Here is a 19,550-nt window from a genome sequence, read left to right on the forward strand (position 1 = left end):
ACGCCGTAGAGTGGCTGGCGTTGCCCCCACCCCCGATCCCAGTTGGACTGATGAACTACAACACGAAACGACTCGTGGCCGCGCTGCTGGCCGTTCCCGCCCTGTTGTTCACCGCCGCGTGCGGATCGGACGACGGGAACAACGGCGACGCGGCGGGAGGCGTGGCCGAGGTCAAGGGGAAAGTCGGGGCCAAGCCCGAGATCTCCGTACCGAAGGACGGCAAGCCGTCCGACAAGACCGTCGTCAAGACGGTCTCGGCGGGCAGCGGAACCCCGATCAAGGGATCGGACTTCGTCCGTATGGACTGGACCGTCGAGAAGTGGGGCGGTGGCCAGGAGCTCGGCGGCACCTGGGCCGCGGCGCCGGCGGGTGGCAAGGTGCCCCGGCGGCAGTCCATCGAGCAGATCGGCAAGCCGAGCCAGCAGCTCCCCCAGAAGGTCCTCGACGCGGTGAAGGGCAAGAAGCCCGGCAGCCGCGTCCTGGTGCAGGGCACCGCGGGCGACCTGATCGGCCAGAACCTGAACACCTCCTCCGGGATCTCCGCCAAGGACGTGCTGATCTGGGTCGTCGACCCGGTCGGTGCCGCGAGCGTCGATGCCAAGGCCGAGGTCAAGGGCGAGCAGGCCCCCTCCGAGCCGGGCATGCCCGAGGTGAAGTCCCCCTCGCAGAAGGCCGCGAACATCACCGTCCCCAAGGGCGAGAAGGCTCCCAAGGACCTCAAGGAGCAGGTCCTGATCAAGGGCGACGGCAAGAAGGTCGAAGCCGGTCAGGGACTCATCGCCCAGTACACCGGGGTCAAGTGGGAGGACGGCAAGAAGTTCGACTCCTCCTGGGACCACGGTGGCGCCACCGCCTTCCAGATCGGCAACGGCTCCGTGGTGGCAGGCTGGGACAAGGGCCTCGTCGGCAAGCACGTGGGCGACCGGGTGCTGCTGGTGATCCCTCCCTCGCTCGGCTACGGCGCGAGCCCGCAGAGCGAGCTGGCCAAGAACACCCTGGTCTTCACGGTGGACATCCTCGGCACGGTCTGACCCGTCCGGTCTGTGAGACTGTCCCCGACGCAGGCCACGTAACAAGGAGAGATGAAGTGAGCATCGAGAAGCCCGAGATCGACTTCCCGGGCGGCGAGCCGCCGGCGGACCTCGAGATCAAGGACATCTGGGAGGGCGACGGCGAGGTGGCGCAGGCGGGCCAGACCGTCACCGTCCACTATGTCGGCGTGGCCTTCAGCACGGGCGAGGAGTTCGACGCCAGCTGGAACCGAGGTACCCCGTTCCGCTTCCCGTTGGGCGCGGGCCGTGTCATCAAGGGCTGGGACCTCGGCGTGCAGGGCATGAAGGTCGGCGGCCGCCGCCAGCTGACCATCCCGGCGCACCTCGCCTACGGCAACCAGAGCCCGACCCCGGCTATCAAGCCCGGTGAGACCCTGATCTTCGTGGTCGACCTGGTCGCCGTCTGACCGTCGTACAGCTGGCGGGATCCGACCGGACCCGATCACCTGGGGCCCATGCCTGTCCGGGCATGGGTCCTCGGCTTTGCCACGCCCCTTCGGGGGGGTACGGTCATCGTCCGTAGGCACCATAGGGAAGGTGAAGGGCGTCGATGGCCATTGCCAAGGCCGAGCGGCTGATGAACCTCGCGCTGTGTCTGCTCGGGACGCGGCGGCCGCTCAGCAAGCGCGAGCTGCGCGAGTCCATCGAGGCCTACCTGGAAGCCGGCAGCGACGACTCCTTCAACCGGATGTTCGAGCGGGACAAGGACGACCTGCGGGAGCTGGGCCTGGTCATCGCGACCGTCGAGAACCTCGACGGCGAGGTGGGCTACCTCGCCCGCCGCGACAGCAACAGCCTGCCTCCCATCACCCTGGACGCCGAGGAGGCCGCCGCCCTGGGCCTGGCCGCCAAGGTGTGGCAGCAGGCCCGTCTGGCCGGCGCGGCCAGCGGCGCCCTGCAGAAGCTGCGCGCGGCCGGCCTGCCCGAGGACGTCGACCCGTACGAGGCGCACGGCGCCCTGGAGCCGCGCATCCCCGTGCACGAGGCCGCCTTCGAGCCGCTGATGCTCGCCTGCCGCGACCGCCGCCCGGTCGTCTTCGACTACCGCAAGGCCTCCGCCGCCCACCCCGAGCCCCGGCACGTCGAGCCGTGGGCACTGGAGTGCTGGCGCGGCCACTGGTACCTGGCCGGCTGGGACCGCGACCGGGGCGCCGAGCGCGTCTTCCGGCTCTCCCGCATCACCGGCAAGGTCCGCTCGCGCGGAAGCGCCTTCACCGCGCCCGTCCCCGACGTGGTCACCGTCCGCGAGACCGTCGCGAGCTGGGCCGGAGAGATCGCCGACGGTACGGCGCTGATCCGGCTGCGTTCCGGCGCCGGTTACCCCCTCCGGGCGAAGGCCGCCGACGTCCGGGAACTCGGCGACGGCTGGGACGAGTTGGAGATTCCGTACGGGCACGGCCTGGATGCCTGGCTGGTGGAGTTCGGGCCGGACGTGGTGGTCCTGGAGCCGGCGGAGCTGCGGGCCGACGTGGTGGACCGGCTGCGTGCCGTGGCCAAGGGCTGAGGGGGAGCGGAGCACAACCATGGCAGGCAAACCGGTCAGGCCCGTGAACGCCATCGACCAGACCCGGCGGATGCTCTCCCTGGTCACCTACCTCAGGGAGCGCCCCGGCGCCCGGATCGCGGACGTCGCGCGCGCCTTCGGCATCACCGAGGACGAGCTGGTCTCCGACCTCGATCTGCTGCCCATGTGCGGCACCAGCTTCCGCGGCGGCGACCTGCTGGACATCGACACCGACGGCGAGCGCATCTGGTGGCACAACCCGGCGGCGCTCGGCGAGGAGGCGGCCGAGCCGCTTCGGCTCGCCGCCGACGAGGCCACGGCCCTGCTGGTGGCCGCCCGCGCGGTGTCGGCCCTGCGCGGCCTGCGGGAGAGCGACCGGCAGGCGCTGCTGCGGGCGACGGCCAAGGTGGAGACGGCGGCCGGTGAGGCGGCCGGCGCCAGCTCCCGACTCTCGGTGACCTTCGAGTCCGAGGGCGGGGTCTTCGCCGACGTCGACCGGGCCATCTCCGAGCGCCGCCGCCTGTGGATCCGCTACTACTCACCCGCGCGTGACGAGGTCACCGAGCGCGAGATCGATCCCATCCGCCTGGTCAGTGTCGGCCACACCTATGTGGAGGCCTGGTGCCGCCGCTCCGAGGCGCGCCGCACCTTCCGGCTCGATCGGGTCGCCGAGATCAGGATCCTGGACGAGCCCTCCGCGCCACCGGAGATCGAACTGCGGGACCTGTCCCAGGCCCTGGTGCAGCCGGCCGCCGAGGACCCCGAGGTCGTGATCGAGGTCGGCCCGGGTGGCCGCTGGGTGGCCGAGTACTACCCGCACGACAGCGCCGATGAGCTTCCCGACGGCGGGCTGCGTATCACTCTGCGCACCCCCGATCCGGCGTCCCTGCGCCGACTGGCCCTGCGCCTCGGCCCCGACGGCAGGATCGTCTCGCCGCCCGAGCTGGCCGACAGCGCCCGCCGGGCGGCCCGCGAGGCACTGGCGGCTTACGACAGCCCGCCGGGCGCGGGGCACGGCGTTCGGGACGGGCAGGACGACCAGAAAAAGAGGAGCTAGGGCGTTGAGCGAGTCTCCGGTGTCCGGTACGAGGGAAATGACGGTGGCGGCCGCGTTCGCCGGGATGAAGAGAGTGGCCCCGGTGGTGTTCAGGGCCGGCTGCCCGGACTGCCGGGGCCGCTTCGAGCTCGCGGCCGGCGCCCTGCGTCTCGCCATCGGCGCCACGAGCCGGACGACGTTCTACTCCTTCACCTGCCCCGAGTGCGGCGTCTCGGTGCGCAAGCCCGCCGGAGAGCGCATCGTCGAACTGCTCACCGGCGGCGGCGTCAGGACCCTGCGGCTGCACTCCACGGTGTAGGACGGTCTAGGCTCGACGTCATGTTCTGGCCGATGTTCGCGGTAGCCGTGGGTTTCCTGAGTCTCGCCGTTCTGGGGGTGCTCGCCGTCCGGGTCTTCCTGGAGGCGCGACGCCTCGGGCAGCAGGTGTCGGACTCCGCGCGCCGTATCAACCGAGCGGCCGAGGACCTGGAGCGGGCGGCGGTGAGCGCGGCCCGCGCCGTGGACACGCTGTGAGACACATGGCGGGAGGCCGTGTGTGCCCCGTGGCACACGCTTTGAGTCACTTCGCCCTGTCATGCCGCCCGCCCGGCCAGGTACGCTGCTGATCGCGGCCCGGAGAACAAGACGCGGTCCAGGAATGGGAGTATGCCCGGGGATTGTCCCGCGTTCATCCCCGGGCGTTACGATCGCAGCCAGCATGACGTCCGGACAAGTGTCCGACCTGTCGGACGTGCCCGCCTCGGTGAGAAGGTGAAGATTTATGTTCCGCAACGGACTTGAGCCGTGGCACCTGCTGCTCCTCGTTCTGGTGATCCTCCTCGTGTTCGGCTCCAAGAAGCTCCCGGACATGGCGCGCTCGCTGGGCAAGTCCGCGCGCATCCTGAAGAGCGAGGCGAAGGCGATGAAGGACGACGGCAAGCAGGCCGCCGGCACCGCCCAGTCCGCTGAGGAGCCCGCTCCGGCTCAGCGCACGATCCAGGCCGCTCCCGGCGACGTGACCAGCTCCCGCCCGGTCAACGAGCCGACGGACACGACCCAGCGCTGACGCGAGGGCCGGGAGCATCCGGTCCGCTGCACGAGATGAGGATGTGGGTTGGTCAAGTCTGCCCGCAAGACGGAGAGGGATCCCGAGGGGCGGATGCCGCTCGCGGATCACTTGCGTGAGCTGCGCAACCGGCTCGCGAAGGGTGTCCTGGCGATCGTGGTCGTCACGATCGTGGCCGCTTTCTTCTACAGGGACATCGTCAACTTCATCACCGAGCCGGTACTCGACGAGATCGGCTGCCACCAGTCCTTCGGTGAGCTGGCCGACGCCAAGAACGTCCACTGCGCCCACATCACCGTCAGCGGCCTGCTCGCGCCGTTCACCTTGGCCCTGAAGGTCGCCCTGATGGCCGGTGTCGTGCTCGCGTCGCCGGTCTGGCTGTACCAGCTGTGGGCGTTCGTCGCGCCGGGCCTGCACCGCCACGAGAAGAAGTACGCCTACGCCTTCGTCGGTTTCGGCTTCCCGCTCTTCCTCGGCGGCGGTTACCTCGCGTTCCATGTGCTGCCCACCACGGCGCGGGTGATGATCGACCTCACGCCGAGCGGTGCCGAGAACCTGCTGCCGCTGGACGACCTGCTGGACCTGGTCACCCGCATGATCGTGGTCTTCGGCCTCGCCTTCGAGATGCCGTTGCTGCTGGTCATGCTCAACCTCACCGGTGTCCTGTCCGGGCGGCGGATGCTGGGCTGGTGGCGTGGCATGGTCGTCGGCATCACCGCGTTCGCGGCCGTGGCCACGCCCAGCCCCGACCCGATGACGATGCTGGCACTGGCGGCTCCGATCTGGGCGCTCTACTTCATCGCCGTGGCCATCGCCCTGCTCAACGATCGGCGCCGGGCCCGCCGCGAGGCCGACGGCCCCGCCGACGACGAGGCCTCCGAGCTGGATCTCACGCCCGAGGACATCGGCGCCATCGAGCCCGTCTCGGCCACCCGTGCCCTCCCGGAGCAGGCGAGTACGGACCGGGTCAACGGCTACGACGACGTCACCTGAGGCGACCCGACCCGACCCGACCCGACCCGAGCTGACGCGCGATGCCCCCGAGGACGGGGGCATCCGTCTTTGCCGATCAGCCCACGTTCCGGATAATGATCGTCCTGTTGTCAGTGGGGCCCGGTACGCTCGAAAGCACGATGACAGAGGACCTCTCACCGGCCGAGCGGTACGCGGCAGCCCGGAGACGGGCAGTCGAGCAGGCCACCGCCCTCGCGTCCTTCCGCGAGATGTACGACTTCGGCCTCGACCCCTTCCAGATCGAGGCCTGCCAGGCACTCGAAGCGGGGAAGGGTGTGCTGGTGGCAGCCCCCACCGGCTCGGGCAAGACGATCGTGGGCGAGTTCGCCGTCCACCTCGCCCTGATGCAGGGCAAGAAGTGCTTCTACACGACACCCATCAAGGCGCTGTCGAACCAGAAGTACGCCGACCTGTGCCGACGCTACGGTGCGGCGAAGGTCGGCCTGCTCACCGGCGACAACAGCGTGAACTCCGACGCCCCCGTGGTCGTGATGACCACCGAGGTGCTGCGGAACATGCTGTACGCGGGCTCACAGACCCTCCTCGGCCTCGGCTATGTGGTCATGGACGAGGTGCACTACCTCTCCGACCGCTTCCGCGGCGCCGTCTGGGAGGAGGTGATCATCCACCTGCCCGAGTCGGTGACCCTGGTGTCCCTGTCGGCGACCGTGTCCAACGCCGAGGAGTTCGGTGACTGGCTGGACACCGTCCGTGGCGACACCGAGGTGATCGTCTCCGAGCACCGGCCCGTGCCACTGTTCCAGCACGTGCTCGCCGGGCGCCGGATGTACGACCTCTTCGAGGAGGGCGAGGGCCACAAGAAGGCCGTCAACCCCGACCTCGTCCGCCTCGCCCGCATGGAGGCGACCCGCCCGTCGTACCAGGACCGCAGGCGTGGCCGCGCGATGCGCGAGGCCGACCGGGAGCGGGAGCGCAGACAGCGCTCGCGGGTGTGGACGCCGGGCCGCCCGGAGGTCATCGAGCGGCTCGACTCCGAGGGCCTGCTGCCCGCGATCACCTTCATCTTCAGCCGCGCCGCGTGCGAGGCCGCCGTCCAGCAGTGCCTGTACGCGGGCCTCAGGCTCAACGACGAGGAGGCGCGGGACCAGGTCCGCGCGCTGGTCGAGGAGCGCACCGCCTCCATCCCGTCCGAGGACCTGCACGTCCTCGGCTACTACGAGTGGCTGGAGGGCCTGGAGCGCGGTATTGCCGCCCACCACGCGGGCATGCTGCCGACCTTCAAGGAGGTCGTGGAGGAGCTGTTCGTACGCGGCCTGGTCAAGGCCGTGTTCGCGACCGAGACCCTGGCGCTCGGCATCAACATGCCCGCTCGCTCGGTGGTGCTGGAGAAGCTCGTCAAGTGGAACGGCGAGCAGCACGCCGACATCACCCCCGGCGAGTACACCCAGCTCACCGGCCGTGCCGGCCGCCGGGGGATCGACGTCGAGGGCCACGCGGTCGTGCTGTGGCAGCGGGGCATGAGCCCCGAGCACCTGGCCGGTCTCGCGGGCACGCGCACATACCCCCTGCGCTCCAGCTTCAAGCCGTCGTACAACATGGCGGTCAACCTGGTCGAGCAGTTCGGCCGGCACCGCTCGCGCGAGCTGCTGGAGACCTCCTTCGCGCAGTTCCAGGCCGACAAGTCGGTCGTCGGGATCTCCCGGCAGGTGCAGCGCAACGAGGAGGGCCTGGAGGGCTACAAGGCCTCCATGACCTGTCACCTGGGCGACTTCGAGGAGTACGCGCGGCTGCGCCGCGAGCTGAAGGACCGGGAGACCGAACTGGCCCGGCAGGGCGCGAACCAGCGGCGTGCGGAGGCCACTGTCGCCCTGGAGCGGCTCAAGCCGGGCGACGTCATCCACGTGCCCACGGGCAAGTACGCCGGTCTGGCGCTGGTACTCGACCCGGGCCTGCCCGCCGGCCGCTCCAACGGCCACCGCGGCTTCGACCAGCACGACGGCCCGCGCCCGCTGGTGCTGACCGCCGAACGGCAGGTCAAGCGGCTGGCGTCCATCGACTTCCCGGTCCCCGTCGAGGCGCTGGACCGGATGCGCATCCCGAAGTCCTTCAACCCGCGCTCTCCGCAGTCCCGCCGGGACCTCGCCTCCGCGCTGCGCACGAAGGCCGGGCACATCCCGCCGGAGCGGGCTCGCAAGAAGCGCTCGCAGGCCGCCGACGACCGTGAGATCGCCCGGTTGCGCACGGCGATCCGGGCCCACCCCTGCCACGGCTGCGACGACCGTGAGGACCACGCCCGTTGGGCCGAGCGGTACCACCGCCTGCTGCGCGACACCTCGCAGCTGGAACGCCGTATCGAGGGCCGTACGAACACCATCGCGCGGACCTTCGACCGGATCGTGGCCCTGCTGACCGAACTGGACTACCTGCGCGGTGACGAGGTCACCGAGCACGGCAAGCGGCTCGCCCGGCTCTACGGCGAACTCGACCTGCTGGCCAGCGAATGCCTGCGCGAGGGCGTCTGGGAGGGCCTGGGGCCGGCCGAACTCGCCGCCTGCGTCTCGGCGTTGGTGTACGAGGCCCGGGTCGGCGACGACGCCATGGCGCCCAAGCTGCCCTCCGGCAAGGCGAAGGCCGCGCTCGGCGAGATGGTCCGGATCTGGGGCCGCCTGGACGCCCTGGAGGAGGAGTTCCGGATCAACCAGACGGAAGGGGTGGGGCAGCGGGAGCCCGATCTCGGGTTCGCCTGGGCCGCCTACATGTGGGCCTCCGGGAAGGGGCTCGACGAGGTGCTGCGTGAGGCGGAGATGCCGGCGGGCGACTTCGTGCGCTGGTGCAAGCAGGTGATCGACGTCCTCGGGCAGATCTCCGCGGCCTCTGCCGCGGAGGGCTCGACGGTGGCGAAGGCCGCGCGCAAGGCGGTTGATCAGTTGCTGCGGGGCGTGGTGGCCTACTCGTCCGTGGGGTGATGTCCGGTTGCGGGCGGGGTGGTGCATGGTTGCCCGGCGCGGTTCCCCGCCCCCTCGGGCCGGCTGCCCCGGCCCTGCTCACAGACGGTCCGGGGTGCCCAGCCACAGCTCAGCGGCCCAGGTACGCCCGCCAGCCGCCGTACCGCGTGATGTCCTCGGCGTTCGTCAGGGCGTCCGGCTCGCACAGGAAGCCCGGGACCCTGCCGCCGTCGGCCAGTTCCACGCTCCCGAGCGCCATCGGACGGGGGAGCGCGGTCAGGAGGCGGCCCAAGCCCTCCGCCGGGAGGCGCCAGACCTCCGTCTCGATCGCCGCACCATCCTCGCCCACGTGCACCAGCCCCGGCTTCGGCGGGTCGGTGGGCAACGCGTGCAGGTGGTAGACCGGGGCCGTGGTCGTCGTACGGTCCAGGCGGGCGCCCAGAGAGAGCAGTTGCGGGTTCAGCGGCCCGCCCGAGAGATGGGCGCCGACCACCGCCAGGCGGGTCTCCGGCTCCAGGGTGCGGGCGATCGTGGCCAGGCGGTCGTCCGTGAACGCCGGGCCGATCAGCATCACGCCGAAGGGGAGGCCGTCCACCTCGCCCGCGGGTACGGCGACCGCCGCCAGGTCGAAGAGGTTCGTGGAGTTGGTGAAGCGGCCCAGCCGGGCGTTGGCCCCCAGTGGGTCGGCGGCCACCTCGGCGAGGGTGGGGTGGCCCGGCGCGGTGGGAAGCAGCAGGGCGTCGGCGTCGGCCAGTGCGGCCAGCGCCCGGGTGCGCAGGCCGGCCAGGCGGGCCCGGTCGGTGAAGAGCTGGTGGGCCGGGACGTCACGGGCGCGGGTGATGATGCCGGCGACCGTCGGGTCCAGGCCGTCCCCGCCCTGGGAGATCAACGTGTCGACAAAGGGGCCCACAGCCGTGTAGCGCTCGGCCACGAACGCGCCCTCGTACAGCATCGCCGCGGCCTCCGTGAAGGGCGCGAGGTCGATCTCCCGCACCGACGCGCCCGACTCCCTCAGCCGCTCCACCGCACGGTCGTACGCCTCGGCCCACCCCTCGTCCAGCTCGCCGAGCGCGTCCCGGGAAGGGACCGCGATGCGCCAGGGGCCGGGGGCGCGCTGGGGCAGGGGCGGCAGGGCGCGGTCGGGCGGCGAGGCCATGAGCGCGAGGGCCGGCCCGGCCTCCGGGAGCGTGCGGGCGAACACCGTCACGCAGTCGAGGGAGGCACAGGCCGGGACCACGCCCGCCGTCGGCACCAGGCCACGCGTGGGCTTCAGGCCGACGATGCCGTTGAAGGCGGCCGGCACCCGGCCCGAGCCGGCGGTGTCCGTGCCGAGCCCGAGGTCCGCGATGCCCAGGGCCACGGCGACGGCCGAGCCGGAGCTGGAGCCGCCGCTGACCCGGGCCGGGTCGTGGGCGCTGCGGACCGCGCCGTAGGGGGAGCGGGTGCCGACCAGGCCGGTGGCGAACTGGTCCAGGTTCGTCGTGCCGAGCACCACCGCGCCGGCCGCGCGCAGCCGGGCCACCACCGGGGCGTCGGCGGCAGGGGCGTAGGCGTACGCCGGGCAGCCCGCGGTGGTGGGCAGACCGCGCACGTCGATGTTGCCCTTGACGGCGAGCAGCCGCCCGGCGAGCGGGAGGCGTTCGCCCGCGGCGACCCGCTCGTCGACCGTGCGGGCCTCCGCCTCGACGTCCTCACGGGGGCGCAGTCCGATCCAGAGCTCGGGCCGGTCCACGGCCTCGATGCGGGCGTAGGCCGCCCTGACACGGCTGACAGCGGTGGGGGACATGGGTGCTCCTCGTTCAGTTCGCGGGCGGCGCCAGGACGAGCAGTGCCGTCCCCGCCTCCACCTGGTCGCCGGGCCGGGCCAGGACCTCGGTCACCACGCCGTCGGCCGGTGCGGCCACCCTGGACTCCATCTTCATCGCCTCCAGGGCGAGCAGCGGCTGCCCCGCCGTCACCGCCTCGCCCGGGGCCACGTTCACCTGCCACACGGACGCGGCGAACTCGGCCTCGACCAGCCGCCCGCCCGGCGGTACCACCATCTCGGCCGGCGGTGCGGCCGGTGCGGCCGCCGCGCCCGCCCGCGCGAATTCGCCCGCCGCCTCCCAGGCGTCCCGTTCCGCCGCGAAGGCGGCCCGCTGGCGGGCCTGGAACTCCTCGATGGAACCGGCGTGTGCGGCGAGGAAGGTCTCGTACGCGGAGAGCGAGAAGGTGCCCTCCTCGATGCGCGGCACGAACCGGCCGGAGACGATGTCGGCCCGAAGTTCGAGGAGTTCGTCCGGGTTCACCGGGTACCACTTGATCCGGTCGAAGAAGCGCAGCAGCCACGGCGAGCCCGGCTCGAACGCGCCCCGCTGCTGCCAGCCCGACCACACCTGGGTCGTACGGCCCACGAACTGGTAGCCGCCGGGGCCCTCCATGCCGTAGACGCACAGGTACGCGCCGCCGATGCCGACCGAGTTCTCGGCGGTCCAGGTGCGTGCCGGGTTGTACTTCGTCGTCACCAGCCGGTGTCGCGGGTCGAGCGGGGTGGCCACCGGGGCGCCCAGGTAGACGTCGCCGAGGCCGAGGACGAGGTACTCCGCGTCGAAGACCGTGCGGTACACGTCCTCGACCGACGCGAGGCCGTTGATCCGGCGGATGAACTCGATGTTCCACGGGCACCAGGGGGCGTCGTCGCGGACGCCCGCCATGTAGCGGGCGATGGCCTCGCGGGTGGCCGGGTCGTCCCAGGACAGTGGGAGATGGACCGTGCGGGAGGGTACGGTCAGTTCGGCGGTGGGCGGCAGCGCCGCCGTGATCCGCCGCACCGCGGCGAGGAGCTCATGCTGGGGCAGCACGTGCGGATCCGTCTGGATCTGCAGCGAGCGGATGCCCGGGGTGAGGTCCCTGACCCCGGCCGGGTCCGCCGCCGTCACCGCCTCCATCAGGGCGTGCACCCGCATACGCAGCGCCAGGTCCAGCTGCATCGGGCCGAACTCGACGAGCAGGTTGTCGTCGCCGCTGCGACGGTAGGTGACGTCCCCGTCGCGGGCCAGCACCCCGCCGTCGGCGATCTCCGGGCGCGGCGCGCCCGTCACGTCCACGGGCAGGAAGCGGACGGTGTCGCCCGGCCGGAGTTGTCCCAGCTTCCACCGCTCGCCGCTCAGCACGGTCGCCGGGCACACGAACCCGCCGAGCGAGGGACCGTCCGGGCCGAGCAGCACCGGCATGTCACCGGTGTAGTCGACGGCGCCGACCGAGTAGGGGGTGTCGTGGATGTTGGACGGGTGCAGGCCCGCCTCACCGCCGTCGGCACGGGCCCAGCGGGGCTTGGGGCCGACGAGGCGGACCCCCGTGCGCGCCGAGTTGAAGTGGACCTTCCAGTCGGCCGCGTAGAAGTCGCGGATGTCGTCCTTGGTGAAGAACTCCGGTGCCGCGTGCGGCCCTTCGACCGCGCCGATGTGCCACCGGCCGGTGAGTTCGGGGCGTTCCGCCACGGGGGTGCGCTCGGCCTCGGCCACCGCTCCGCCGTGCAGCACGTCGCCGGTGCGCAGCGCCCGGCCGCCGTGACCACCGAACCGGCCCAGCGTGAAGGTGCTCGCGCTGCCCAGGAACGGAGGTACGTCAAGGCCGCCGCCCGCGAAGAGGACGTAGGTCCGCAGGCCGTGTTCGAGGGGCGCGCCGATCTCCATGACCCCGCCCGCCGGCACGGTGACCGGCTCCCACTGCCCGGCAGGCGTGCCGTCCACGGTGACCGGGGCCGGGGCGCCGGTCACACAGACCGTCGTGGCGTGGCTGAACCTCAACGACGGTCCCTGGAGCGTGCATTCGAGTCCGGGCGCGCCCTCCGGGTTGCCGAGCGCCCGGTTGCCGAGGCGGAAGGAGCGGTCGTCCATCGGTCCGCACGGCGGCACGCCCACCTGCCAGTGTCCGGTGCGGCCCGGCCAGTCCTGGACCGTGGTCAGCGTCCCGCCGGAGACCACCTCGATGCGCGGGGTGGGATCGCTGATGCCGGCGAGGGTCGCCGTGGCGTGGGCGGCGGCCCGGAACTCGGGTGCGGCGAGCGCGGCCCGCACCAGGCCGAGGTTGGTCTCGATGCCGTCCACGCGGGTGCGGGCCAGCGCCTCGTCCAGCCGGCGCAGGGCGTGCGCGCGGTCGGGGCCGTAGGCGATGACCTTCGCGAGCAGGGGGTCGTACGACGTCGTCACCTCGGTGCCGGTCTCCACCCAGCCGTCGACACGCACCCCGGCCGGGAACTCCACCCGGGTCAGCAGGCCGGCGCTCGGCCGGTGGCCGCGGGAGGGGTCCTCGGCGTAGAGGCGTGCCTCGACGGCGTGGCCGCGCGGCGGGCCCGGGTCGCGGACGACGTCCGTCTCGCCGCGGGCCAGGCGCAGCATCCAGGCGACCAGATCGACGCCGTAGACCTCCTCGGTGACCGGGTGCTCCACCTGGAGGCGGGTGTTGACCTCCAGGAAGTACGCCTCCTCGCGGGCCGCGTCGTACACGAACTCGACCGTGCCGGCGGATCGGTAGCCGACGGCGGCGCACAAGTCGCGGGCGGACCTGGTCAGTTGCCGGCGCACATGCGTGGGCAGTCCGGGTGCCGGGGCCTCCTCGACCACCTTCTGGTTGCGGCGCTGCAGGGAGCAGTCGCGGTCGCCGAAGCCGACGACCTTCCCGGCGCCGTCGCCGAAGACCTGCACCTCGACATGGCGGGCGTGCTCCACCAGCCGCTCCAGGAACACCCCGGCGGAGGAGAAGGACGCGGCGGCCACCCGCTGCACCCGCTCCCACGCCTCGGTCAGCTCGGCGGCGGAGCGACACGCCGACATGCCGATACCGCCGCCCCCGCCGGTCGCCTTCAGCATCACCGGATAGCCGATGCGCTCGGCCTCGCGCAGGGCCTGCGGCAGGCCGTCCAGCAGCCCCGTCCCCGGCGCCAGCGGCACCCCGGCCGCCTCGGCCGCGGCGCGTGCCGTGTGCTTGGCGCCGAACAGCTCCAGCTGCTCGGGCGTCGGTCCCACGAACACGATCCCGGCGTCCTCGCAGCGCCGGGCGAAGGCCGCGTCCTCGGACAGGAAGCCGTAGCCGGGGTGGATCGCGCCGGCCCCGGTGTCCTTGGCCGCCTTCAGCACCAGGTCCGCGTCGAGGTACGACTCCTTCGCGGGCGCCGGGCCGAGCCGCACCGCCTCGTCCGCCAGCCGGACGTGGGGTGCCGAGCGGTCCGGGTCGGAGTACACCGCGACCGTGCGCAGGCCCAGTTCGCGGGCCGTGCGGATGATCCGGACGGCTATCTCGCCCCGGTTGGCGACCAGCAGCGTGTCGAAGGTCATCGCCGGGCTCCGCTCTCCAGGATCTCCGTCTCCACCGCCGTCGGCTCGAAGCCGTTGCACGGGTTGTTGATCTGGGGGCAGTTGGAGACCAGGACGAGCACGTCCCGCTCGGCCCGCAGGGTCAGGGACAGGCCGGGCGCCGAGATGCCGTCGACGATGCCGAGCGTGCCGTCCTTCTCGACCGGCACGTTCATGTACCAGTTGATGTTCGAGACCAGGTCCCGTTTGCCCAGGCCGTACTTGGCGCCCTCCGCGAGAAAGTTGTCCACGCAGGCGTGCTGCGACCAGGTGTGGTGGCCGTAGCGCAGGGTGTTGGACTCCTTGGAGCAGGCACCGCCCACCGTGTCGTGCCGGCCGACCTCGTCGGCGACGACGGACATCAGCGGGGTGTGCTCGTTGGACAGCAGCACGCTGCCGGTGGTCAGGAAGATGTTGCCCTGCGCGTGGATCGTGTCCGGGGCGCTGTAGCGGACGGACGTGTCGTGGGCGTCGTAGACGAGGAAGTCGACGGCCTGGTTGCCGTGCAGGTCGGTGAGGGTGAGCGTGCCGCCGGCGCGGACGACGGACGACCAGGCGGCGCGGGCCGGAACCACGGTCTTCATGCGAGCCCCCTTGAGGCGAGGAATTCGGCGGTGTTGAGGAAGGCACGGCGGCCCTCGGGGGTGGCCTCCCACAGCGGGTCGCCGGGCCGGGTCGGCGCGGCCCGCCAGGCGAGGACCTCCAGGGGGGTGCTGACGTACTCGGGGCGCGGGTCCACCGGATGCGGCACGTTGGCGATGAGCACGGTCACGTCCTGCTCCGCCCGGAGCGAGACGCTGCCACCGGGGCCGGCCGAGCCGGTGAACTCCAGCGCGCCGTCGTCCCGGACCTCGACGCCCTGGAAGAAGGAGAGGGAGGGCGGCAGGTCGCGCGGCTCCAGGCCGTTCTTGGCGGCAGCCAGCTTCAGCAGCTCGCGGCCGGCCGGGGAGGGGCCCTGCGGGGTGCCGTCGCCGTACCGCGCGGTGTTGCGGACCAGGGTGGAGGTGCCGCACAGCGCGTCGTGGTGCCCGGAGGTGTCGGCGACGACACTGGCGAGCACCCGGCCCTGGTCGGACAGGAGCAGCCGCCCCTCACCCAGGTAGGCGTTCCACTGCACCTTCACCGTGTCGGCCGCGTTCAGCCGCTCCCAGGGGCGGCCGTCCACGTACAGCAGCAGATGCGCGCAGGCGTCCCCGTGCGGATCGGTCAGCCGCAGCTCGGTGCCGCGCGCCAGCACCCGGTGTGTGCAGGTGCCGCCCGCCACCGTCTCGGCCCACACCAGACGGCCGGCCTCGCAGGGCGGCTCGGGCCAGTCCCGGGCCGGTACGACGGGCATCGCCTCGGCACGGGTGCCGTCCTGGGCGCGGGCATGCGCACGGGCTCCGTAGGGGGTCGCTGTTGCCATCGCGGGACCTCTCGCCGGAAGAAGAAGTGAGTTTCTGTCGCGCGACAGAAATTAGGGGCGGGCCGGGTCCCCGGCATTGCGCGTGCGTTGCCGGGTGGTTACCGAGCCCTCACCGGGATGGCCGGGCCGGTTGTTGTGGTGCGGGACGCGGGACCGTCCTGCGGGGTGTGCGAGGATCGAACGCATGGGAACGGGCAGCAGTCGCCGGGTCGGCCGGCCGCGGGCCGCGCAGCGGCCGGACAGCGGCCTGGAGCCGCGCGCCGAACTGCTCGCCGCGGCCGCCGAGTTGTTCACCACCCGCGGTTACGCGGCCACCACTACCCGGGCCGTCGCCGAGCGCGCCGGTATGCGGCAGGCGTCGATGTACCACTACGTCTCCGGCAAGGAGGAACTGCTCGCCGAGTTGCTGGAGTCCACCGTCACGCCCTCGCTGGCCCGGGCCCGGGAGCTGCTCGCCGAGAACGCCGAGCGCGACGCTCCGGCCGAGGACCGGCTGTGGGAGCTGTGCCGCACCGACGTGCAGCTGCTGTGCGGCGGCCCGCACAACCTCGGCGGGCTCTACCTGCTGCCCGAGGTGCGCACCGAGCGGTTCGCCGGCTTCCATGCCGTACGGGCGGAACTCAAGGACGCCTACCGGCAGTTGCTGGCCGCCACCGCGGTGGGCGGGGCGCTCGCCAAGAGCGAGCTGGAGCTGCGCACGGATCTGGTCTTCGGTCTGATCGAGGGTGTCATCCTGGTGCACCGCTCGGAACCGGACCGCTCCGTCGCGGAGTTCGCCCGCGCCACGGCCGACGCGGCACTGCGGATCGCGGGGGTCTGAGGACCGCCGGAGCGCCGCATTCACTCATCACGGTGAGTTACTTTCGTACACCTGTGCGCCATCATGGCGCGTGTTCGAATGGCAGCCGAGCGTGGAAATGTAGCTGAGCGTACTCCTGGGGCGCGGGCTATTTCAGGTGCTTGCTGAATATGACACGGCGATGATCCGGTCGGACTAAGCTCGCCCGCGGCGCACCAAGTTGAGGTGAATTCGTGCGCCTGTTCCCAAACTTCCGGAAGATCCCGCCAGTTCCATGAACCTTCCCCCCGCAAGCTCTCCCGACACCCAGCCGACTCGTCTCAGAAGGCATCCATGGTGAGTGTTCAAAAGCCTCCCGGCGGCCGCGAACGTCCTTATGCGCGTGTGCTGTTGCTGCCGGCCATAGTGATGGCCGCCGCGACCGGGGCCGCTGTCGCCCTGGCGCCGGCCCCGGCCCGGATCGCCGTCGGCGGGTGCGGGGCCGTGGCGCTGCTGCTGGTCCTCGCCACGGCCGCCGAAGCCGTCCGCCGGGGACGCAAGCTGCGCGAGGCCCAGGCCGAGCACGCCCGTCACACCGCGTATCTGGAACGCCGCCTCGCCGCCCACGACGAGGAGATCGTCCGCCTCGCCACCGAAGTCCTGCCCCTCGGCCTCCGTCGGCTGCGCGCCGGAGAACCGCTCAGGGAGGTGATGCGCAAGGCCATCGACCTCGACCCCGAACCGCGCCACATCCCCGAGTCGCAGCGCACCCTGCTGTACAACGCGCTGCGCGGTGCCGATCACGAGATCTCGATGCGCGACGCCACCGAGCGCTCCTTCGTCAGCATCGCCCGCCGCGTCCAGGCCATCGTCCACCAGCAGGCCAACGAACTGCGCGAGATGGAGGAGGACCACGGCCGCAACCCCGAGGTCTTCGACGACCTGCTGCGCCTCGACCACGGCACCTCGCTGATCGGCCGCCTCGCCGACTCCATCTCCGTGCTCGGCGGCGGCCGCCCCGGCCGTCAGTGGCCCCTGCCCGTGTCGCTGTACAGCGTGCTGCGCGGTGCCATGTCCCGGATCCTGGAGTACCGGCGCATCGAGCTGAACTCCATCGTCAACATCAACATCAAGGGCACCGCGGTCGAGCCGATCATCCACGCGGCCGCCGAGCTCCTCGACAACGCCACCCGCTACTCGCCGCCGTCGACCAAGGTGCACGTCACCGCCGCCGAGGTGCAGACCGGTCTCGTCATCGAGATCGAGGACGCCGGCGTCAGCCTCAGCGAGGAGTCCCGCGCCCGCATCGAGAAGGCGATCACGGACGCCATGGCGGGCGACGATGCGGAGAACCTGGGCTCGAACCCGCGCCTCGGTCTCGCCGTCGTCGGCCGGCTCTGCAAGGCCTTCGACATGCAGGTCTCGCTGCGCGCCTCCGCCTACGGCGGCGTCCGTGCGATCCTCGTCGTACCGAGCGTCATGACCACCACCGAGCCCGGCGTCGGTGCCGCCCACGGCATCGGTGCCACCGCCGTGCCGCAGCCCGAACTCGGCGCCGTGGAGGGCCCGAAGCGCCCGCCCAAGAAGCGCCGCCCCACCAGCCCCCGCATCCCCGCCGGGATCTCCATGGAGGACGACGTCCCCGAGGTCACCGAGTGGACGCCGGGCGGTCTGCCGCAGCGCCGCAGCCGGGTGAAGACCCCGCTCAGCCAGCGGCTCGCCGAACAGGCCGCCATCGAGCGCGCCGAGCGCGAGGGCAGGCCGACCATCTGGTCGCAGGCCAAGCCCGAACCGGAACCCGTGCCCGAGATCGACCCCGAGCGCAAGAAGCTCATGGACCGGCCACCGGGCATGTGGGTCGACGCCTTCTGGGACGGCTTGAGGAAGGGCATGCCCGAGGACGCCACCGCGGCCGAGTTGACCGACTTCACGCGGAACCCGACCGCGTATCTGCACCTGCTCAACGATTCGGACACGGCCACCGACGCCACCGAGGCCGACGACGAGGGGAACCTCAAGTGATCCAGCAGCGAGCGAACTTCGACTGGATGCTCAAGCAGCTGAACGACGGTGTGCCGGGCATCGAGATGATCGTGGTCCTCTCCGCCGACGGACTGCGCATCGCCCGCTACGGCGGCGACCCCGACGCCGCCGACCGGGTGGCCGCCGCCTGCGCGGGCGTGCAGAGCCTGGCCGGTGCCATCATCCAGGAGATCCCGGGTGCCGGTGACATGAAGCTCGTGGTCATCGAGATCGACGGCGGCTACTTCTACCTCATGAACGCCGGCGCCAACGCCTACCTCGCCGTGCTCGCCGACGTGACCTGCGAACCGGGCCGGATGAGCGGCATGATGCGCGACCTCGTCGTCCGGATCGGCGCCCACCTCACCAGTCCGCCCCGGAGGAACGGGCAGACCGTATGACTCCTCCGCGACGCAAAAGGCGCCAGCCGCGACAACTGCCGCCCCCACCGCCGCCACCCCCCAAACCGGCGGACGGCGAGGAGACGCCCAGGAACCCGGAACGGCTGTACACCATCGCCGGCACCGCCGACGGCGGCCGGGCCGAACTCGACCTGGTCACCTTGATCGTGGCCCGGTCCGCCCCGCCGCCGTCCGCCACACCGGAGGAGGCGGCAGTGCTCCGGCTCTGCGCCGCCCCCCTGTCCGTGGCCGAGCTCTCGGCCTACCTCAACCTGCCGTTCAGCGCGATGACCGTCCTGATCACCGAGCTGATCACGACCGAACTGGTGCAGGCGCGCGCCCCGATCGTCCGCCAGGCGCTCCCCGACCGTTCACTCCTCGAAGCGGTGATGCATGGACTTCAACGGCTCTGACACGGTCCCCGGCCCACGTACCGAGGACCATCTCCCGCACACGGCCCAGGCCGCGGTGAAGATCGTGATCGTGGGCGGCTTCGGTGTCGGCAAGACCACCATGGTCGGCTCCGTCAGCGAGATCAGACCGCTGACCACCGAGGAGACCATGACCCAGGCCGGCATCGGGGTCGACGACAACTACGGCTCCGACTCCAAGACGGCCACCACCGTGGCCATGGACTTCGGCCGCATCAGCATCACCGACAGGCTGGTGCTCTACCTCTTCGGCACCCCCGGCCAGGAGCGCTTCTGGTTCCTGTGGAACGGCCTGTTCGAAGGCGCGCTCGGCGCGGTCGTCCTGGTCGACACCCGGCGCCTGGAAGTCAGCTTCGACGTCATGGGGCGCCTCGAGGAACGCGGCGTGCCCTTCGTCGTCGCCGTCAACTCCTTCCCGGACGCGCCCCGTTACGCGGTCGAGGAGCTGCGCACCGCGCTGGACCTGGCCCCGGAGATCCCGATCCTCGACTGCGACGTGCGCCGCCGGGCCTCCAGCAGGGACGTGCTGATGACCCTGATGCGCTTCCTGCACTCGCTCGCCCTGTCCGGCGCCCTCATCTGACCGGCAACCGACCGACCCC

Annotated in this window: 18 protein-coding genes; 14 read left to right on the forward strand and 4 right to left on the reverse strand. The window is 71.8% G+C overall.

From position 1 onward, the window contains the following. Positions 1-50: 50 nt before the first annotated feature. The 9 genes from ACFZDC_RS18180 (at position 51) to ACFZDC_RS18220 (ending at position 8,599) form a co-directional block, all read left to right on the forward strand. The gene (locus ACFZDC_RS18180) at positions 51-1,031 is read left to right on the forward strand and encodes an FKBP-type peptidyl-prolyl cis-trans isomerase (protein ID WP_391324873.1); all 981 of its coding nucleotides are present in this window, start codon (positions 51-53) and stop codon (positions 1,029-1,031) included. A gap of 56 nt (positions 1,032-1,087) precedes the next feature. Further along, positions 1,088-1,459 carry an FKBP-type peptidyl-prolyl cis-trans isomerase gene (locus ACFZDC_RS18185; RefSeq protein ID WP_391324875.1) on the forward strand — a complete coding sequence of 124 codons (372 nt, stop codon included), beginning with the start codon at positions 1,088-1,090 and terminating at the stop codon, positions 1,457-1,459. Between the two features lie 143 nt (positions 1,460-1,602). Beyond that, a complete protein-coding gene (locus ACFZDC_RS18190) occupies positions 1,603-2,556 on the forward strand; it encodes a WYL domain-containing protein (RefSeq protein ID WP_391324877.1) in 954 nt (317 codons plus the stop codon). A 19-nt stretch (positions 2,557-2,575) separates the two neighbouring features. Continuing rightward, positions 2,576-3,613 (forward strand): WYL domain-containing protein, encoded by a 1,038-nt coding sequence (locus ACFZDC_RS18195; protein ID WP_391324879.1) that lies wholly within the window; start codon positions 2,576-2,578, stop codon positions 3,611-3,613. A gap of 37 nt (positions 3,614-3,650) precedes the next feature. Further along, positions 3,651-3,911 carry a hypothetical protein gene (locus ACFZDC_RS18200; RefSeq protein WP_391325107.1) on the forward strand — a complete coding sequence of 87 codons (261 nt, stop codon included), beginning with the start codon at positions 3,651-3,653 and terminating at the stop codon, positions 3,909-3,911. A gap of 20 nt (positions 3,912-3,931) precedes the next feature. Further along, on the forward strand, positions 3,932-4,126 hold the full coding sequence (locus ACFZDC_RS18205) for a hypothetical protein (RefSeq protein ID WP_391324881.1): 195 nt from the start codon (positions 3,932-3,934) through the stop codon (positions 4,124-4,126). Positions 4,127-4,373: 247 nt separating this feature from the next. Continuing rightward, the gene (tatA, locus tag ACFZDC_RS18210; protein WP_391324883.1) at positions 4,374-4,658 is read left to right on the forward strand and encodes a Sec-independent protein translocase subunit TatA; all 285 of its coding nucleotides are present in this window, start codon (positions 4,374-4,376) and stop codon (positions 4,656-4,658) included. A 48-nt stretch (positions 4,659-4,706) separates the two neighbouring features. Next, positions 4,707-5,651 (forward strand): twin-arginine translocase subunit TatC, encoded by a 945-nt coding sequence (gene tatC, locus ACFZDC_RS18215; protein ID WP_391324885.1) that lies wholly within the window; start codon positions 4,707-4,709, stop codon positions 5,649-5,651. A gap of 95 nt (positions 5,652-5,746) precedes the next feature. Beyond that, entirely contained in the window at positions 5,747-8,599 is a 2,853-nt protein-coding gene (locus ACFZDC_RS18220; RefSeq protein ID WP_391324886.1) for a DEAD/DEAH box helicase, read from the forward strand. 109 nt (positions 8,600-8,708) lie between these two features. Here the strand turns inward: ACFZDC_RS18220 and atzF are convergent, their stop codons facing one another. From atzF to ACFZDC_RS18240, 4 genes are read right to left on the reverse strand one after another with little or no spacing between them, the layout of a single operon-like run. Further along, positions 8,709-10,364 (reverse strand): allophanate hydrolase, encoded by a 1,656-nt coding sequence (atzF, locus tag ACFZDC_RS18225; protein ID WP_391324888.1) that lies wholly within the window; start codon positions 10,362-10,364, stop codon positions 8,709-8,711. Positions 10,365-10,377: 13 nt separating this feature from the next. Further along, entirely contained in the window at positions 10,378-13,893 is a 3,516-nt protein-coding gene (locus tag ACFZDC_RS18230; protein ID WP_391324890.1) for a 5-oxoprolinase/urea amidolyase family protein, read from the reverse strand. Continuing rightward, the gene (locus tag ACFZDC_RS18235; protein WP_391324892.1) at positions 13,890-14,495 is read right to left on the reverse strand and encodes an urea amidolyase associated protein UAAP2; all 606 of its coding nucleotides are present in this window, start codon (positions 14,493-14,495) and stop codon (positions 13,890-13,892) included. Before ACFZDC_RS18235 ends, ACFZDC_RS18230 begins: the two co-directional genes overlap by 4 nt. Further along, positions 14,492-15,316 carry an urea amidolyase associated protein UAAP1 gene (locus ACFZDC_RS18240; RefSeq protein ID WP_391324893.1) on the reverse strand — a complete coding sequence of 275 codons (825 nt, stop codon included), beginning with the start codon at positions 15,314-15,316 and terminating at the stop codon, positions 14,492-14,494. The genes ACFZDC_RS18235 and ACFZDC_RS18240 overlap by 4 nt, the downstream gene beginning before the upstream one ends. A 184-nt stretch (positions 15,317-15,500) precedes the next feature. Here ACFZDC_RS18240 and ACFZDC_RS18245 point away from each other — a divergent pair, with 184 nt between their 5' ends. The 5 genes from ACFZDC_RS18245 to ACFZDC_RS18265 all read left to right on the forward strand — a co-directional run bounded on the left by ACFZDC_RS18245 (position 15,501) and on the right by ACFZDC_RS18265 (position 19,531). Further along, positions 15,501-16,136, forward strand: a complete 636-nt coding sequence (locus ACFZDC_RS18245; protein WP_391324895.1) for a TetR family transcriptional regulator — start codon at positions 15,501-15,503, stop codon at positions 16,134-16,136. Positions 16,137-16,448: 312 nt separating this feature from the next. Then, positions 16,449-18,116, forward strand: a complete 1,668-nt coding sequence (locus ACFZDC_RS18250) for an ATP-binding protein (RefSeq protein ID WP_391324897.1) — start codon at positions 16,449-16,451, stop codon at positions 18,114-18,116. Then, positions 18,113-18,517, forward strand: a complete 405-nt coding sequence (locus ACFZDC_RS18255; RefSeq protein ID WP_391324899.1) for a roadblock/LC7 domain-containing protein — start codon at positions 18,113-18,115, stop codon at positions 18,515-18,517. Before ACFZDC_RS18250 ends, ACFZDC_RS18255 begins: the two co-directional genes overlap by 4 nt. Further along, positions 18,514-18,930: a DUF742 domain-containing protein gene (locus tag ACFZDC_RS18260; RefSeq protein ID WP_391324901.1), complete on the forward strand. Its 417-nt coding sequence runs from the start codon at positions 18,514-18,516 to the stop codon at positions 18,928-18,930. Before ACFZDC_RS18255 ends, ACFZDC_RS18260 begins: the two co-directional genes overlap by 4 nt. After that, positions 18,911-19,531 (forward strand): ATP/GTP-binding protein, encoded by a 621-nt coding sequence (locus tag ACFZDC_RS18265; protein WP_391324903.1) that lies wholly within the window; start codon positions 18,911-18,913, stop codon positions 19,529-19,531. The genes ACFZDC_RS18260 and ACFZDC_RS18265 overlap by 20 nt, the downstream gene beginning before the upstream one ends. The last annotated feature ends 19 nt before the right edge of the window (positions 19,532-19,550 follow it).

It is taken from the genome of Streptomyces sp. NPDC007905 (assembly GCF_042959345.1).
Taxonomy (GTDB): domain Bacteria; phylum Actinomycetota; class Actinomycetes; order Streptomycetales; family Streptomycetaceae; genus Streptomyces.